Annotated in this window: 15 protein-coding genes; 3 read left to right on the top strand and 12 right to left on the bottom strand. The window is 41.7% G+C overall.

Translation table 11 applies throughout. The features are described from left to right. Positions 1-6: 6 nt before the first annotated feature. From ACQ93I_RS11110 to ACQ93I_RS11135, 6 genes are all read right to left on the bottom strand, one after another. Positions 7-960 carry an N-acetylornithine carbamoyltransferase gene (locus ACQ93I_RS11110; RefSeq protein WP_431698594.1) on the bottom strand — a complete coding sequence of 318 codons (954 nt, stop codon included), beginning with the start codon at positions 958-960 and terminating at the stop codon, positions 7-9. Positions 961-1,038: 78 nt separating this feature from the next. Then, positions 1,039-2,172, bottom strand: a complete 1,134-nt coding sequence (locus ACQ93I_RS11115; RefSeq protein ID WP_431698595.1) for an aspartate aminotransferase family protein — start codon at positions 2,170-2,172, stop codon at positions 1,039-1,041. Between the two features lie 5 nt (positions 2,173-2,177). Beyond that, positions 2,178-2,966 (bottom strand): pyrroline-5-carboxylate reductase, encoded by a 789-nt coding sequence (gene proC, locus ACQ93I_RS11120; protein ID WP_431698596.1) that lies wholly within the window; start codon positions 2,964-2,966, stop codon positions 2,178-2,180. A 55-nt stretch (positions 2,967-3,021) separates the two neighbouring features. Continuing rightward, entirely contained in the window at positions 3,022-3,987 is a 966-nt protein-coding gene (argC, locus tag ACQ93I_RS11125; RefSeq protein WP_431698597.1) for an N-acetyl-gamma-glutamyl-phosphate reductase, read from the bottom strand. Then, positions 3,984-5,171 (bottom strand): argininosuccinate synthase, encoded by a 1,188-nt coding sequence (locus tag ACQ93I_RS11130; protein WP_431698598.1) that lies wholly within the window; start codon positions 5,169-5,171, stop codon positions 3,984-3,986. The genes argC and ACQ93I_RS11130 overlap by 4 nt, the downstream gene beginning before the upstream one ends. After that, positions 5,168-5,815 (bottom strand): GNAT family N-acetyltransferase, encoded by a 648-nt coding sequence (locus ACQ93I_RS11135; RefSeq protein ID WP_266071118.1) that lies wholly within the window; start codon positions 5,813-5,815, stop codon positions 5,168-5,170. Before ACQ93I_RS11135 ends, ACQ93I_RS11130 begins: the two co-directional genes overlap by 4 nt. A 519-nt stretch (positions 5,816-6,334) precedes the next feature. On the opposite strand from ACQ93I_RS11135, the gene ACQ93I_RS11140 reads away from it, so the two are divergent. Both ACQ93I_RS11140 and ACQ93I_RS11145 read left to right on the top strand, forming a co-directional pair. Further along, positions 6,335-7,060 carry a hypothetical protein gene (locus tag ACQ93I_RS11140; RefSeq protein ID WP_431698599.1) on the top strand — a complete coding sequence of 242 codons (726 nt, stop codon included), beginning with the start codon at positions 6,335-6,337 and terminating at the stop codon, positions 7,058-7,060. Positions 7,061-7,108: 48 nt separating this feature from the next. After that, entirely contained in the window at positions 7,109-8,512 is a 1,404-nt protein-coding gene (locus ACQ93I_RS11145) for an aldehyde dehydrogenase (protein ID WP_431698600.1), read from the top strand. Here ACQ93I_RS11145 and ACQ93I_RS11150 read toward each other — a convergent pair whose 3' ends face one another. The 6 genes from ACQ93I_RS11150 to ACQ93I_RS11175 form a co-directional block, all read right to left on the bottom strand. After that, entirely contained in the window at positions 8,513-10,036 is a 1,524-nt protein-coding gene (locus ACQ93I_RS11150; protein WP_431698601.1) for a bifunctional GNAT family N-acetyltransferase/carbon-nitrogen hydrolase family protein, read from the bottom strand. Positions 10,037-10,311: 275 nt separating this feature from the next. Continuing rightward, on the bottom strand, positions 10,312-11,172 hold the full coding sequence (locus ACQ93I_RS11155; RefSeq protein WP_431698602.1) for a biotin-dependent carboxyltransferase family protein: 861 nt from the start codon (positions 11,170-11,172) through the stop codon (positions 10,312-10,314). After that, positions 11,169-11,894: a 5-oxoprolinase subunit PxpB gene (gene pxpB / locus ACQ93I_RS11160; RefSeq protein ID WP_431698603.1), complete on the bottom strand. Its 726-nt coding sequence runs from the start codon at positions 11,892-11,894 to the stop codon at positions 11,169-11,171. Before pxpB ends, ACQ93I_RS11155 begins: the two co-directional genes overlap by 4 nt. Then, the gene (gene pxpA / locus ACQ93I_RS11165) at positions 11,894-12,631 is read right to left on the bottom strand and encodes a 5-oxoprolinase subunit PxpA (RefSeq protein ID WP_431698604.1); all 738 of its coding nucleotides are present in this window, start codon (positions 12,629-12,631) and stop codon (positions 11,894-11,896) included. Before pxpA ends, pxpB begins: the two co-directional genes overlap by 1 nt. An 88-nt stretch (positions 12,632-12,719) precedes the next feature. Further along, positions 12,720-13,871: a DUF2891 domain-containing protein gene (locus tag ACQ93I_RS11170; RefSeq protein WP_431698605.1), complete on the bottom strand. Its 1,152-nt coding sequence runs from the start codon at positions 13,869-13,871 to the stop codon at positions 12,720-12,722. An 8-nt stretch (positions 13,872-13,879) separates the two neighbouring features. After that, positions 13,880-15,418 carry a YifB family Mg chelatase-like AAA ATPase gene (locus ACQ93I_RS11175; RefSeq protein ID WP_431698606.1) on the bottom strand — a complete coding sequence of 513 codons (1,539 nt, stop codon included), beginning with the start codon at positions 15,416-15,418 and terminating at the stop codon, positions 13,880-13,882. 433 nt (positions 15,419-15,851) lie between these two features. Here ACQ93I_RS11175 and ACQ93I_RS11180 point away from each other — a divergent pair, with 433 nt between their 5' ends. After that, a complete protein-coding gene (locus tag ACQ93I_RS11180) occupies positions 15,852-17,831 on the top strand; it encodes a PAS domain S-box protein (RefSeq protein ID WP_431698607.1) in 1,980 nt (659 codons plus the stop codon). Positions 17,832-18,080: the final 249 nt, after the last annotated feature.

Genomic DNA, 18,080 nt, shown 5'->3' on the forward strand with positions numbered 1-18,080 from the left:
ATTTTCTTAGCCTTTTTCCAGGTTTTCGAGCAACCTCTTCAGCACCACCTGGGCGGCATAGGTCCTGTTTCCCGCTTGTTGAATTACTACGGAATTAGGACTATCCAGTACGGCATCGTCAATAACCACATTTCGCCTTACTGGCAGACAATGCATCACTTTTGCATCGTTTGTAAACTGTACTTTTTGTTCACTAAAGGTCCAGGAACTGTCTTCAGTTAAGATCTTTCCGTAGCTCTCATAGCTGCTCCAGTTCTTCACGTAAACAAAATCGGCATCTTTGAGTGCCTCATCCTGGTTGTGAAACACCTGTGTGTCTTTTTTTACCTGAGGGTTCAAATCGTAACCCGGAGGATTTGCAATTACAAATTTAACATCCATACGCTGCATCACCTCAACGAAAGAGTTGGGGACACTTTGAGGCAGGGCCCGTGGGTGCGGTGCCCAGGTGAGTACAACCTTTGGCTTTTTTGTCTTTTGCAGCTCTGTAATCGTCATGGCATCAGTTAGGGCCTGAAGCGGATGCCCTGTAGCACTCTCAAGATTTACCACCGGCACTGTAGCATATTTTTCAAAGCTTTTTATCACCAGGTCTTCTTCATCTTTTACTTTATCTTCAAGACCGGGAAATGCCCGCACCGCAATAATATCACAATACTGTGAGAGCACGGCAGCCGCTTCCTTGATATGTTCTGCTTTATTGGAATTCATTATTGCTCCATCTTCAAACTCCAAAGCCCAGCCATCTTTATCGGCATTCATCACCATCACCTCCATCCCGAGGAGCTTTGCAGCTTTTTCGGTACTAAGGCGCGTGCGTAGACTTGGATTAAAGAACAACATTCCAAGAGTTTTTCCCTTTCCCAGGTTTGCTGCCGTATTATTGTTCTTAAGCTGAAGCCCTTCTGCTATAGCCAGATCTAAATTTTCTATATCTGATAAACTGATATAATTCTTCATTTTTAAAATATGTTTATTGAGACCTCACAGTCACGATAGTTATCGGGAACTGTGAAGCCTTATTTAATCTGCGAGATATTATTGATTTTTAAGTTCTGACTTCAACGCCGAAAAGAACTGCTCAAAATGCCCTTTTTGGATACTTAGAGGCGGTAGTATTCGCAGTAACTTTTTATTGGAAGCTGCACCTGTAAAAATCTGATGTTTAAACAGGAGATCTTTTCGACGGCCGGCTACTTCAAAGTCAAATTCCAGCCCCAGCATTAAGCCTCTTCCTTTCACTTTCTTTATCTCCGGAATTTCCGCAGATTTTTCTTTGATATAATCATAGAGTTCAGTGACGTTTTGGGTCAGGTTCTCATTTTCTAACACGTCCAGTACTGCGATACCAGCTGCACACGCAAGGTGATTGCCGCCAAACGTAGTACCCAATAAACCGTAGCTGGATTTTATCCTGTCAGAAATGAGAATGCCACCAATGGGAAAACCGTTGCCCATTCCTTTTGCTACTGAAATAATATCGGGTGAAATTTGATGTTTTTGGAAGGCAAAGAAATCTCCGGTCCTGCCATAGCCCGATTGCACTTCATCGGCAATGAGAACAGCGTTATATTTTGAACAAAGGTTAGCCGTAGCCTGATAAAATTCGGAAGATGCTTCATCAAGGCCTCCCACTCCCTGGATAATTTCAACAATGACCCCGGCAACATCCCCTTTAGAAAGTTCTTTTTCCAGACCTGCAACATCTTCAAAAGCAAGGCAGGTAGTTTCATGAACTTTGTTAAAAGGAGCTTTTATACCTTCATTATCGGTCACTGCCACAGCACCCGAAGTTCTTCCGTGGAAAGCATTTTTAAAGTAGATCACCCTGCTTTTGCCGGTGTGAAATGAAGCAAGTTTAAGGGCATTTTCGTTAGCCTCGGCACCCGAATTACAAAGGAAGAGTTTATAGTTTTCAAGTCCCGAAGCCTGCAAAAGCTTTTCGGCAAGTTCATCCTGTAACGGATTTTTTATGGAGTTGGAGTAAAATCCAAGTTTTTGAACCTGCTCCTGTACGGCTTTCACATAAGAAGGATGCGAATGGCCTATCGAAATTACGGCATGACCGCCATACAAATCGAGATACTTTTTACCATTGTCATCAAAGACATGACAGCCTTCTCCTTTTACAGGAGTAATATCATATAGTGGATAAACGTCAAATAAATTCATGGGGGCTAATTAGAAATATTATTGATTTTTTTGAATGAAGCCTGCATTCCCCGTATTAGTGAAGAACTGAGGCCGTGGTGTTCCATTTCGTTAAGACCTTCAATGGTACAGCCCATAGGTGTGGTTACTTTGTCTATTTCTTCTTCGGGATGTTTACCCGATTCTATCAATAAACTCGCTGCACCAAGACAGGTTTGCATTGATAGTTGCTGAGCCTCTTTAGCGTCAAAACCTAACTGAACTGCACTTTGAGTAGTGGCTCTTATTAATCGCATCCAAAAAGCTATTCCGCTGGCACATATTACTGTTGCGGCCTGCATTTTGTTTTCGGGAATTACCATTGTTGTTCCCATTTTATCGAAAATAGCCTCGGCTACTTGAAGCTGTTTTTGTCCTTTCTCATTACAGCAAAGACAAGTCATTGATTTCTTGACGGCAATGGCAGTGTTAGGCATTGCCCGAATAATGATATGATCTCCCACCAAATCTTCGATCCTGCTTATACTAACTCCCGTAATGGTCGAAATAATCACATGTCTCTCGTGCAAGTCGTTTTTAATTTCCTCCAGTACGGTTTCAATCTGTTTGGGTTGCACTGCCAGAATGAGAATATCAGAATTTTGAACAGCTTCGCGGTTACTCTTTGTAACCACCACGTTCTCATATTCAGAATATTCCTGTATAGCCTCTGTTTTTCTTTTAGTGAGATAAAGTGTGTTGTAAGCATTGCTCACAAGGAGTCCTTTGGCGATTGAGAGCCCCAGGTTTCCCGCTCCAAGAATTGCGATTTTCATATCAGGTAGGTTTAGAGATCTCACAGGTTTTTAAAACCTGTGAGATCTTATTTAGTTAGAAGTAATTCGCTTTCAATTTCAGCCCCGTGCTTTCTTCAAGGCCAAACATAAGGTTCATATTTTGAACCGCCTGCCCACTGGCACCTTTTAGCAAGTTGTCAAGAACAGTGGTGATCAATATCTTATCATCAAACTTTTGCACTCTTACCAGGCATTTATTGGTATTGACTACCTGTTTTAGATGCAGTTCTTCTTCTACCACGTGTGTAAAAGCCGCATTTGCATAGAACATCTTATATATTCCAACAGCGTCTTCCAGTTCCCCTTCAAAAGAGGTATATGTTGTACAGTGAATACCGCGGGAGAAATTGCCCCGGTTGGGAATAAAATTGATCTTGTGATCAAAATTTTCCTGGAGCTGCAGCACACTCTGCCCAATTTCTGAAAGATGTTGATGTTCAAAAGCCTTGTAAGAAGAAAAGTTATTATCTCTCCAGGCGAAATGTGTAGAGCCCGAAAAAGAGGTTCCGGCGCCGGTAGCACCGGTGACGGCATTCACATGCACATCTTCTTTTAGTAATCCTGCATATGCAAGAGGTAAAAGTGCCAGGTTGATTGCCGTTGCAAAACAACCGGGATTTGCAATAAATTCTGCACTTTCAATCTTTCTCCTGTCTAATTCAGGCAGGCCGTAAATAAATGAATGTGAAGGTTCTGTTTTCCTGAAATCGGTACTTAGATCAATGATTTTGGTGCTTTTTGAAAATTCTGTCTCTTCCAGAAACTTTTTTGAATTTCCATGGCCAAGGCAGAGAAAAACCACATCTACATTAGTGTTTACTTTACTGCTGAAAGTAATTTCGGTTTCCCCAACAAGGTCCTGGTGAATGGCATATACAGGTTTTCCTGCACTTGAGGTGCTGTAAATAAAATCCAGCTCTACCTGCGGATGGTTTACCAGAATCCGGGTTAATTCCCCGGCCGTATATCCGGCTCCCCCGATTATTCCTGCTTTGATCATGATTTCTGTTTTACCTGGTTATAGATCTTTCCTGAATTACTAAGGATCTTAATAAAACCTTTGGCATCCTGTGCTGTCCAGGCATTGTTTTCTTCTCCATACTTTCCGAAGCCGCTGTTCATAAGATCAAAAGGAGAAGAGATCCCTTCCAGAACAAATCTATATGGGTGCAGGCTAATATATACTTCCCCGCTTACCTGTTGCTGGGAGTTCTGTAAAAAAGCTTCAAAATCACGCATCACAGGATCCAGGTATTGGCCTTCATGAAGGTGCATTCCGTACCAACTTGCAACATTTTCTTTATGTTGTAACTGCCACTTACTCAGGGTGTGTTTTTCCAAAAGGTGGTGTGCCTTAATGGTTATTAAGGCCGCAGCTGCTTCAAAACCAACCCTTCCTTTAATTCCAATAATCGTGTCCCCTACGTGGATATCACGGCCAATAGCATATGCTGAAGCCAGTTCTTCCAGTTTTTCTATATTCTTCTCGGGAGAATTTTCTTCTCCATTCACGGCTGTAAGTTCCCCTTTTTCAAAGGTAAGCGTTACCCGTGAAGCTTCCTTTTCCTGAAGCTGGGAAGGGAAAGCTGCCTCTGGCAAAGGTTTCCCTGAAGTCAGGGTCTCAGCACCACCAACGCTGGTTCCCCACAAACCTTTATTTATAGAGTATTTTGCTTTTTCCCAGTTCATATCTACTCCCTGAGATTGCAGGTAGTCGATCTCTTCCTGCCGGGTTAATTTCTTATCGCGGATTGGCGTAATAATTTCAATTTCGGGAGCCAGGATCTGGAAGATCATATCAAACCTCACCTGATCATTTCCTGCGCCTGTACTACCGTGGGCAATATAACCTGCCCCTATTTTCCTGGCGTGGTTTACAATTTCGATTGCCTGAATAATACGTTCTGCACTTACAGAAAGTGGATAAGTATTGTTCTTTAGTACGTTTCCAAAAATGAGATATTTTACTACCTTTTGGTAAAAGGAAGAAACAGCATCAAGGTTGGTATAGGTAGTGGCACCAATGGCTTTGGCAGTGTTACCAATGCGCTCAATCTCTTCCTGACTAAATCCTCCTGTATTCACGCTCACTGCATGAACTTCAAAGTTTTCTTCTTTTGATAAATATTTCGCGCAATAAGAGGTATCTAATCCTCCACTATAAGCAATTACTACTTTTTTCATTTTGTTTTATTTTCAATATTTTCAACCACTTTCTCTTTTTTATAGAAAAGGGTTTGTTTAATACTTTTTAATCGGGTGAACGCCTTGTCGTTCAGTCTTGATTTTTCTTTAGATTTCTCCTTTTTAACAGGATCATACAACATCCCTGTGCAAAGACACATCTTTCTTTCGGTACGGGTAAGAATATCGTAATTTTTGCAGGTTTGACAGCCTTTCCAGAAACTCTCATCATCTGTGAGTTCACTAAAGGTCACAGGCTGGTAGCCCAATTCGTAATTGATCTTCATAACGGCAAGTCCTGTGGTGATCCCAAAGATCTTGGCTTGAGGATATTTTTTACGGGAGAGCTCAAAAATGGCTTTTTTGATATCCTTTGCCAGGCCTCGATTCCTGAAATCGGGATGAACTATAAGTCCTGAATTGGCTACAAACTTCTCGTGACTCCACACTTCGATATAACAAAAACCGGCAAATCTATCGCCCTCCAGGGCAATTACGGCGTTTCCATTCTGCATCTTGGTAAGAATATACTCGGGTGTACGGCGGGCTATACCTGTGCCGCGAATTTTGGCAGATTCTTCAATAGTATCACAAATTACCTGTGCATACTTTTCATGAGAAGCATTAGCAATGACAATTTTCATATGCTAAAGAATTAAAGGTTAAAAAATCAAGAAAGGGTTTTCGGGGAAAGAACCGGACTCACCTGGGTTCCATAATAATTAAGCACGCACAAACGTGCGGCGGAAACTACGGCGGCGCCTGAAAGAATTCTCAGGAGAAAGCCTAAAAAGTAAATGGGAAATGTATTGTGGAAAAATGTGATTCAAAATAAAAAAACTAAATAAAAATTAAGACAAAAAGAGAGGTGCGCTGACAGATGGACTACATCCGGCGGCGCAACATGGGCCTTATTATTATTTGAGACTCTAAAATCACACCGTAAAAGTAAGTTTATTTTTTAAAAACCAAAACAATTAAACAAAAAATATGCACCATCAATCAACAGCTATGTGTATTCAGGCGCTGCACGCCCGTTTTCAGCTTATTCTTTTACGGTTTTCCTTTTTCACCTTTTGATAATTTAAAGTATTTTCCCCAAAATTTTAATCTGCATAAAACTATTCTCTAATTCAGTCTTCTACTGATCAAGACTTATAATAATGAAAAACACAATTCTCACCCTCCTCCTCCTGTTTACCGCAATACTTTCTGCCCAGGAAAAAATCTACATGAATGAAAAGTATGAAGTAGTGACCAATCCTGCCGAAGCTACTTTTTATAAGATAGAGGAAAAAACTGATGAAGGAGATGCTGAATTTCATAGGTTAACCTATAGAATAAACGGTGATCTTTCTGCAGAACAGTATCTGTCTATTAAAGATGGAAAACAGGTGAATGAAGGCCGACATAAATTCTGGTACAAAACAGGAGAGCCATGGTACGAAATTGATTACAAAAATGGAGACCGACATGGAGAGCTCGTCGCCTGGTGGCCAAACGGTAATAAAAAGCGGCACGATTTCTTTAAAAAAGACAAATTCAAATCGGGAACGGTATGGAATGAAAAAGGTGAAAAAATTGAGCATTTCCCTTATTGGGTCTCAACTTCCTATCCCGGCGGAAATGATGCCCTCCAAAAATACTTAAAAAATACCCTGCCGGTGCCTGAAAAACAAAAGAAAGGCACTACGGTTAAGGTCCTACTTATTTTCACCATCAATGAAGAAGGAATAATTAGCGAAGTACAGGTAGTTGAAGGTGCTCCACGCTGGTACAACGCGGTAGCCGTGCAGGTATTGAGCAACATGCCAAGATGGGAACTCGCCCAGCGCTTTGGAGAACCGGTATCTACAAGGTTCAGATTACCTATGAGCTTCGTAAAATAATCCGGCTTTAGCTTCAGTCATAATTTTTGTAAATTACAATGAAAAATTATGGCTGAAGAAATCGAAAATATAGCAGCAGTAGACATCCCTCAACTACTAAGCTCTCAAAATGCCTTTTTTGAGACCGGTAAAACTCTTGATGTTGCCGAAAGGATATCTAAATTAAAAACCCTTAAAAAAGTCATTGAAAGCAGAGAGAAAGAAATAGCTGCCGCCCTTTTTGCCGATTTCAGAAAGCCCGAATTTGAAACCTATGCCACCGAAACAGCGCTTATCCTCAGTGAGCTCAAGTACACCATCAGGAAGCTAAAAAAGTGGGCAAAACCTCAAAAGGTAAAAAGCACTTTTCTCAATTTCCCATCAAAAGATTATATCTATTCCCAGCCCTACGGAAAAGTCCTGGTACTGGCACCGTGGAATTATCCTTTTCAGTTAAGTGTTTCCCCGGCAATAGGCGCATTGGCAGCGGGAAACACTGTTGTGATCAAACCCAGCGAATACGCTCCCGCAACTTCTCAACTCACCAAAGAAATATTTGCTGAAGTTTATCCTGAAGAACATTGTGCCTTGATCCTGGGTGGCGTGGAAACTTCAGAAGAACTCCTGAAACAGAAATGGGATTACGTCTTTTTTACCGGAAGCGTTCCGGTAGGAAGAATTGTAGCTAAAGCCATAGCCCCCAATCTTACTCCCTCAACTCTCGAACTCGGCGGAAAAAATCCATGTATCATCCATGATTCGGCTAAAATTAGTTTGGCAGCGAAAAGAATTGTTTGGGGAAAATTCATAAATGCCGGACAAACCTGTATTTCTCCCGATTACATCCTGATCGACAAACGAAAAAAAACTGAATTTACCGAGGCATTAAAAAAGGAAATAAAAGCTGCCTTTGGCGAGGAAATAAAAAAGTCGCCAGATTATGCCAGGATCATCAATAAGAAAAATTTTGAAAGGCTGCAGGCGATGCTTGAGGGCCAAACCATTATCACAGGAGGCGAAACCGCTCCAGGCGATAATTATATCGCGCCTACCCTACTAAACGAACCTTCGCTAGAATCTGCAGTGATGCAGGATGAGATCTTTGGTCCAATCCTTCCGGTTCTCACTTATTCCGATGAAACGGAAATCGAAAAGATCATCAGCCATTATCCAGATCCTCTTGCGCTTTACGTCTTTGCTGAAGACAAGGATTTTTCAGAAAAGATCCTTCAAAAATACCATTTTGGAGGGGGGGCTACCAATGACGTTGTAATACATATTGCAAATAAGAACCTGCCGTTTGGCGGAGTGGGCAGCAGCGGCTATGGCGGCTACCACGGCAAATTTTCCTTTGATACTTTTACCCATAAAAAAAGCATCAGCAAGAGGGCTACCTGGATAGATATCCCTCTGCGATATGCTCCCTATGCAGGCAAACTTCCGCTTATAAAGAAAGTAATGAAACGCTTGTAATTACTTCTTCAGCTTAAGGGAATATAAATCTTTACGGCGGTCTTTCAGGTTTCTAACGCTTCCAAAAGTGTGCAGCTCCTTAAGCAGGTCAAGATCTACATCTACAAGCAGGGTACTCTCTGTGTTTGGAGTGGCTTCAGCCTTAATTCCGTTTACAGGAAATGAGAAGTCAGACGGCGTGAACACTGCACTCTGCGCGTACTGTATATCCATATTGTTCACCTTTGGAAGGTTACCCACAGAACCCGCAATTGCCACGTAACATTCATTTTCTATAGCCCGGCTCATTGCACATAACCTAACCCTCGAATACCCGTTTTGGGTATCGGTCATAAAAGGCACAAATAATATGTTCATGCCCTGCTCGGCCAGTAATCTTCCTAACTCCGGAAATTCCACATCATAACAAATAAGCACGCCAATCTTTCCACAATCGGTATCAAGGGTTTTTAACTGGCTGCCACCTTTCATACCCCAGGCAGAACCTTCGGCCGGCGTGATATGCAGTTTCTCGTACCGCTCATAACTACCGTCGCGACGGCACAAATAGCCCACGTTATACATGTGCTCCCCAATAATTTGGGGCATGCTGCCAGTAATGATATTGATGTTGTAGGTGATGGCAAAATCTACAAACGTCTCCAGCAACTTATCGGTATAAGAGGCCAGGGAACGTATAGCTTCAGCTTCATTAAGGTGATTGTACTCGGCCATTAAAGGCGCATTGAAGAGCTCCGGAAAAAGGATAAAGTCACTTTGATAATCACTTACAGCATCCACAAAAAATTCTATCTGAGATACAAGGGCATCAAAATCTTTAAAAAGGCGCATTTGCCACTGCACCAATCCCAGTCGCACCACGGTTTTGGCAGTATTGATGAGCTTGTCGGGCTTGGTGTAGTAAATATTATTCCACTCCATGAGGGTGGCAAATTCCTTGCTCTCATGATCCCCGGGCAAATAACCCTTGATCACCTTTTTTACGTGAAAATCGTTAGAGAGCTGAAAAGACAGCACAGGATCGTGTATCTCCTTAACCTTTACTTTTTCTATATACTGTTTTGGGGTAAACTCTTCGGCGTATTCGGCATAGTTGGGGATTCGCCCTCCAAAAATGATAGATTTTAGGTTCAATTGTTCACATAGCTCCTTCCTTGCCTCGTAAAGTCTTCGCCCAAGGCGCATCCCGCGATATTCCGGATGAATGAAAACATCAATACCGTAAAGCACATCGCCAGACTTTGTGTGGGTGGAAAAATTTTCTCCCCCGGTAATCTCCTCATAGGTATGACTGTCGTCAAACTTGTTATAGTCTACCATGATTGACAGGGCACAACCTGCAATTTTCTCATTGATCACTATACAAAATTGCCCGTCGGGAAATTTCTTAATCAGGTTTTTGATCTCCTTTTCGCTCCAATACTCATTTGGCATGGCATCATAGCTCTCAATCATAGAGATCTTTAACTCCTTATAATCCTTAACACTCAGGTTTCGTAACTCAATTTTAGCAGAATCTATCACTTACAATTTTTTTACAAAGATATTCCTTTCACGGCTGCTTTGAAAATATTAGGCAACAGAGAAATTTATTAAGCCTCAAATACTTAGCAGTCTCTAACACAATTAGTAAAATTCTTAATTCAAAACAGTAAATCATTGTAGGATTTTACCCTTTTTACGTCAACTTTGATTAAATTTATAGCACTTAAAATAAGAAATGGTGTCATTTTTCGGAATGCTTAAATAGTAGGGGATTTAAGCAGTTTCATGAAAATGGCACCTTCTTTTTTTCTGAATTAGCTATAGTCCACCAGCTTTATTCGCAGCTTTTCTCCCGGCAATTTTTGAACCAAAGTATTTATACCTGTTTCGGTGAACTGAAGAATACTGGGATATCCACCCGTAGTTTGACCATCTCTCATTAAAGCGATCAAAGTTCCCGATGGCGTGAGCTGCACCGTACCGGGAAGCACCGGACCTGTAAGGATTGGCTTTAGATTATTCTCCAGTTTTTCCTGAAGTTGAATTCCCATGCGATTGCTTTCTTTTGCTGCTGAAAAATGCCATTTTTGAAGCGCTTCTTTTTCTGAAGGCTGCAGAAGATCAAACTCCGGCCCCCGAAAAGCCTCCACTACTTCTGAAGTGATATGCTCATCTACCTTAACCGAAGAAAATTTTGAAACAGGTTCGCGCTTACTCTCCAAAAAGGGTAATTTCATACCTCTTTCCAGTCGGCTGTGAGGTGTCACCCCATCACACCAGCTTCTGCTATCCAAAACAGCATCGGTCTGGAAGCCACCTTTAATGGCCAGATAGGCTCTATAGCCGTATTTTCTTCTCCCGAAGCTAAGCACCTGCCCCGCAGCGACCTGTACCACCTGATTGTTCTGCAACGCCTCGCCGTCAAGTTCCGGAGACAGTTGCGCCCCCGTGATCACAATTTGAACAGCCCCCGAAAATGCCATTTTTGGCCCCTGTAGCGTTATTTCCATCACTGCGGCATCAGGCTCATTCTTCAGGAGAAGATTAGCCACCTTCGCCGCCTGCCTGTCCATCGCCCCAGATGTGGGTACGCCAAATTCACGATAGCCGTACCGACCCAGATCCTGTATGCTGCTGTACAATCCCGGCTGTAGAATTTCCGCCTGCGCCATCATAGTTTTTCAGATTTTATTCTGAATTCCCCTCTTTCCACCAGCTCAGAAATTCTTTGGTGCTCTTCTAAATCTACCTGATAAAACCTCAACCTGTCACCAGCCGAAATTGGGCATGGTTTATCTGCTGCCGGATCAAATAATTTTACCGGAGAATTGCCAATTATATTCCATCCACCGGGGCTCGATTGAGGGTAAATTCCGGTCTGTTTTTCACCAATCCCCACAGCCCCTTTTGGGACCTTTTGTCGCGGATGAGAACGACGTGAAAAATGTAGTTTTTGAGGCAGCCCACCCAGGTATAAAAATCCGGGTAAAAATCCGGTGAAATACACCAGGTAATCTACCGAAGAATGCAACCGGATCATTTCCTCTTTAGGCAACTTTTTCACCCGTGAAATCTCCTCGAGATCAAGGCCAAAAACATCATCGTAACACACAGGAATGTGAAATAATTTAGATTCAATAATTTCATCTATATTAGCACCTAAAAACTCACCCAAAAGGTCATAAACCTCACTATAAGCACTCTCTATATTCGCAATGTAATTAATTAATAATGAGTTATATGTGTTTATTACTTCAACCTTTTGTTTAGCTAATTTTTTCTGAAGGAATTTCTTCAGTTTTAAAACCTTTGCAAGAGTTTCAGGAGTTATTCCAGGTTCAAATTCGACAAGGATTGCCCCCTCGCCCATCCGTTTTATCTTCGGAAATACTTCCATTAAGCTTTAAAGATTTCGATATTTTTAGCAGGTAATTCCCGGTGTAAATATTCAAGAATTTCTACCGAATTTGGTGTGTCTCCATGCAGGCAAAAAGTGGTGGCAAAAGTGTCAAATTTCTGGCCTTTTTGAGGGGTAATTTTTTGCTCAGAAATCATGGATAAAAGATGGTTAAAAACCTCTTCTTTTTTGGTGATCACGGCACCCGTTTCCTTCCGGTTTACAAGGGTGCCATTTGGGTTGTAATTTCTATCGGCAAAGGCTTCATATCTCATCTCTAATTTACCTTTCGCCAACTCACTTATTACAGAACCTTCGGCCACATAAAGCACCAGGTCATTTCCGAATTCAAGAACAGAATCGATAATAAGTTTGGCAACTTCAGCATTATTAAAAGCATCATTATAAAGAGCGCCATGAGGCTTTACATGAGTGAGCACCGCCCCTTCAGCTTCTGCAATTTGCTTTAAGCTCATAATTTGCGCAACCAGGCTTGTTTTAAGCTCCTCACTTTCCATAGGAATGGAGATCCTTCCGAAGTTTTCTTTATCGGGATACGACGGATGAGCTCCTATCTCTACCCCGTTTTCCATAGCGAGATCTACGGTGTGCTGCATGGTTTCTAACGTGCCTGCATGCCCGCCACAGGCAATATTACACGCCGAAATAAGGGGCATAAGCTGCCCGTCATGCTCCCCTCCTTCTCCAAGATCGCAATTGATATGTATTTTTTTCATAGTTGTAGCTCTCCAATTTTTAGTAATAGCTTCTCACCCGGAATAATGGGTTAAGATCTTCCGGGAGCAGAATTCTCGATCAAGGCTTTTACATCTTTTTATTACTTTCCTGTATAGCATACAAAGCGAAACTCCCAAGCCAGTGCCCTCCTTCATAGCTATCGCCCACGAGGTTGGGAAATGAATACGCCACGTGCTCATTGGCCAGCGTGCGAAGATGCCCGTATTGTTCGGGATATTGATTGGCAAGGCCGTAAAACACCCAGGCCCGGATAAAATTGAGTCCGTCAAGGTGAACCAATTTTCCGTCGGTCCTGTCACTCACTTCGGCTACTTCCATGGCAAAATCTTTGCTCTGCAACTGCGGAAGAAAATCCTTCATCCACAAATTGAAGGTTTTTTTAGGAAGAACACGGCGCATAATATCGACCTCGGCCAGGCAGGGCGACAAGAAATCGAATCCTCCCGGTTCCCATTCAATAGGGCAATTGTCATCGTTCAAATAGTAATCTTTTGCTCTTTTCTCGATCAACAACCGCAAATCTTCTGCTTCCGTGGTAGCGGCATAATCATGTGCCAGTGTAAGAGCAAAGGCTGTATTGGTGTGCTCGCCAACTCTTATGGAGTAATTAAGCTTCGGAAGAAATTCCTTAAACTTCTGCACCATAAGATCTGTAAGAGGCTGCAGATTCTCACGCAGCTCTACTGCTAAGGGATCTTCCCAGGTGTGCAGCTCTTCGGCCAGTTTTAAAATCCACGCCCAGCCGTAGGTGCGTTCAAAACTACCCTCCTGCTCCCGGCTGAAATATTTCACCTCCTGCCGGATATTTTCGGTAGTAAGAGAATTCTTTAGAGTCTCCCGAATCTCATCGGCTTTTTTCATTTCAGGGAATTTCTTGAGCAAACTTACGAGAGACCAATGGGCATGTACCGAAGAATGCCAGTCAAAACAGCCGTAAAATGCGGGGTGCAACTCTTTGGGTTCGCCAATATCTCCGGCACCCGAGAGGGTTTGATTGAGCTTATTGGGATATTCAACATTGATACAATTAAGAGGCAGTTCGGCCAGTTTATTAGCTTCCTCTACAGTAAGCACAACAGCTTGTGTGGGTTCTAACATAGCTACAGCTTCATCTACGAGGGTAGAATCTGTTTCCATACCTTCGGTTACCGGCGCTTCATCATTGCCTTTACAGGCTATTACTGCAAGCGCAGCGATCACTAAAAATTTCTTTTTCATAGTTTAAATTATCCTAACCAGCCTTCCCTGTCGAGGCTGCGGTATTGTATAGCTTCACTTATGTGAGCTCCTTTTATTTTATCTGAATCTTCTAAATCTGCAATAGTACGGGAAACCTTTAGAATGCGATCATAAGCCCGGGCAGATAAGTTAAGCCGCTCCATGGCCACCTTAAGCAGGTTCATGGAATCTGGGTCGAGCGCGCAGTGCTCCCTAATTTGTTTTACATTCATTTGCGCATTGTAATGCACCTTGTCATTATCTGCAAACCTATCCGTTTGTTTTTGTCTGGCAGCAGTTACTCTTTTTCTTATTTCCAGGCTGCTTTCTCCCCGCCTGTCGTCACTTAGCTTCTCAAAAGGAACGGGAGTTACTTCAATATGTATGTCAATCCTGTCGAGTAAAGGTCCGCTTATCTTGCTCATATACCTTTGCATCTCGGCGGGAGAAGATGTAGCAGGAGAACCGGGATCATTGAAGAACCCGCTGGGACTCGGATTCATACTGGCCACAAGCATAAAGCTCGATGGATAAGTGACAGTAAATTTTGCCCGGGAAATAGTCACTTCCCGGTCTTCCAGCGGTTGTCGCATCACCTCCAGAACACTTCTTTTAAACTCAGGAAGTTCATCGAGGAACAAAACCCCATTATGAGACATGGAGATCTCCCCCGGCTGCGGATATGCCCCGCCGCCGACTAAAGCGACGTCGCTAATCGTGTGGTGCGGACTCCTAAAAGGCCGGTGAGACATAAGCCCCACATTTTCCTTTACGCGCCCCACAACGCTGTGAATCTTTGTAGTTTCTAAAGCTTCGTGTAAGGTCATGGGCGGCAAGATACTCGGCAGGCGTTTTGCGAGCATGGTTTTACCCGCTCCCGGCGGACCGATTAGAATAATATTGTGACCGCCAGCCGCAGCAATCTCCATGCAGCGTTTTATGGATTCCTGCCCCTTAACATCGGCGAAATCGTGCTCCGGATTTTCCAATTCCTGGAAGAATTCTTTCCTGGTGTCGATTTCGGTTCTTTCTAAAGCCTGGCCTTTATCAAAGAAGCGGATTATTTCATCAATATTTTCAATACCATACACTTCCAGTCCACTTACAATAGCCGCTTCCTTCACGTTTTGCTTCGGAAGAATAAAGCCTTTAAAACCTTCTTCCTTAGCCTTTATAGCTATAGGCAAAGCACCTTTTATAGGCTGCAGACTTCCGTCGAGAGAAAGTTCTCCCATGATGACATAATCTCCTATGTTGGTGGCTTTAATTTGGCCTGAAGCCATAAGTATCCCCATCGCGAAGGTGAGGTCATAAGCCGAACCTTCTTTCCGAAGATCGGCAGGTGCCATGTTTACGGTTATCTTTTTCCCCGGAAGGCTGTACCCTACATTTTTTAGAGCGGCTGCAATCCTGAAACTGCTTTCTTTTACAGCAATATCGGGAAGGCCTACGAGGTGATATCCAATGCCGGTATCAACATTTACCTCGACCGTGATGGTCGTGGCTTCAACGCCAAAAACTGCACTACCGTAAACCTTTACCAGCATCAAATAAAATGTTTTGACTAAATGTAGTAAAAATTTCGGCTTAAGATCTTAATGTTCTGTTTAAACAATAATTAGAAACCCAGAGACAAAACCCTTTTTTGGAAGTGTAGGAATTTGTTAAGTCTGAAGAACATTGAAGGAATCATTTTATACAGAAATAATCTTAATCAGTATAACTTTTACAAATAAATTCATCAACCTGTAAACCAACAATTTAAACCCCTAACCAGTACATGAAAAATCGATATCAGGTACTATAAACCCGATGACATCCCTCTATTGTAAGTTTTTAACTTATTTTTGTAGTACATATCTGTATGATATAAAAAGCTCCAAATTGATAAAGAGGATGAATTCATAAAAAAATGAGAGATAAAGCAAATCTGGAATTTGAATAATTAGTAAGAAAGACCCCGGATATTAAAAGTTGCCCTTGAACCCTACACCCCCACTAAAAAAAGAAAAATGGAATGTCTACAAGATTCTTCTACAGAACGAAGACTTGTTTGATGCCGTTCAAAATAACGCCCTACAAGGTTATATTCTTTTTCACCCCTCTGCTCCAGAAGAAAAATGGATTAGCCCCAAATTATTGCAAACATTAGATCTGCGCGACAAACCAGATGAGATCCTTAAATGGAATAAAACTATTGCCCCTGAAGATTTGAATATCTTTAGTGAACTTCAGGATCTTCAGAATTACGCAAAGGGTGAATTTAAAGGAGTCTTAAGATTGAGACACTTCAAGGGGTACATTCTAACAATGGACTTTTTTTCTTATCTAACCAAAGATGAAAAAGGTGAAGACTTAGTTTTAGTTGCATTCCGCAGAAAGAATTTTTCTTCCGAAGAAATTTCCGAATTACAGCTGATAAAAGAAAGAGGTGAAAATGATCGAATAAACAGGCAGGTTTTTGAAGGTAGTTTCAAAAATGCTGCTATTGGAATGGCCTTACTAGATCCCACAGGACGGTGGATTGAGGTCAACGAAAGGCTTTGCCAGATAGTAGGTTATAGTCCTGAAGAGCTTCAACAGCTAACTTTCCAGGATATTACCCATCCCGATGATCTAGAAGCTGACCTGTCTCTTCTAAACGAGCTTGTAGAAGGAAAACGGGAATTTTACCAGATGGAAAAAAGGTACTTCCATAAAAATGGCAATCTCGTTTATATCATCCTTTCTGTTTCTCTTGTACGTGATTCCACGGGACAACCACTATACTTTATTTCACAAATAACCGACGCCACAGCGCTAAAAGAAACCCAAAAAGAATTGGGAAAAGCCTTAAGTGACTTAGAGAATATACTGGAAGCAAGTTCACAGGTAAGTATTATTGGATTTGACAGAAACGGTATTATATCTTCCTTCAACAAGGGCGCAGAAAATTTATTAAAGTTTACAAGAGAAGAGGTAATAGGGAAATTACCTTATGCCGCATTACACCTTGAGCAGGAAATTCAGGAAAGGAGAAATGAACTGCTAAATTTCCCTGATGAAAATCCCGGACTTACAGATATCCTGAAGTTCCTCGCAGATCATGGGCTACCTCACACGAGAGAGTGGAGTTTTAAGGCTAAGGGCGGAAAAGAAATGCCAGTACAGGTGACTATTACTCCTGTAGAAAAAAATCATCAAATAACCGGCTACCTTTCTGTTGCCACAGATATTAAGGAGCTAAAAAGAGCTCAAAAAGAAATCTCTTCCATTCTTCATATTACGCAAGAACAGAATAGCCGATTAAAAAATTTCGCCAATATTGTTTCTCACAACCTGAGGAACCATTCAGCAAACTTTAAAAATTTGCTGAACTTATATCTTGAAGAAATTCCGCAACATGGCGAAAATGAGATTGTACAGATGCTGCTAATGGCATCTGGTCAATTAGAAGATACGATTTATGATCTAGAGAAGATAGTTACTTCAAATAAGTCCACGCATGAAGATCTGGAGTGTCTCAATCTCAATAATGCAGTTGAAAAAGCTATAAAATCTGTTCATCCACTTCTTGCCGATACAGAAACAGTTGTTTTCAATAACATCCCCAAAGATCTTGAAGTAATGGCTTTACCTGCTTATCTCGACAGTATAATTCTCAACCTGACTACAAATGCCATTAAGTACAGAGAAACCGGAAGAAAATCTTATATCAATTTTTCTGCCTTACAGGATCCTGAAAAAGTGGTTATAAAAGTTGAAGACAATGGTGTAGGAATAGACATGAATAAATTCGGCGATAAAATTTTTGGGATGTACAAAACCTTTCACGGAAATGAGGACGCAAGAGGCATAGGCCTTTTTATTACAAAAAATCAGGTAGAAACCATGGGCGGAAGAATTTCAGTTTCCAGCGTCCCTGGAGAGGGCACAGTGTTTGAAATAACTTTAAAAAGAGGTGATAAAATTGGAGGGTAACAAGTCCAGGTAAGAAACTTAACTGTCCAGGCAAAACCTACTACCTGTTTTTTTCTTTAAAGTTTCTTTACTGAGTAGATGTCAAAAACTAATCCAACAAAAAGAGGCTGTCTGAAAAGGCAGCCTTTTTTTGTATAAAAAGTTATAGCTGCTTATTTTTAGGTTATGAGCAGAAAAGTAGTTTTTAAGACTTATCATCAAAATCAGTTAAGTCTTATTCCCCCCAGCTATGATGATCTGGTTCCAAAG

Source organism: Salinimicrobium sp. WS361 (genome assembly GCF_050750585.1).
Taxonomy (GTDB): Bacteria; Bacteroidota; Bacteroidia; order Flavobacteriales; family Flavobacteriaceae; genus Salinimicrobium.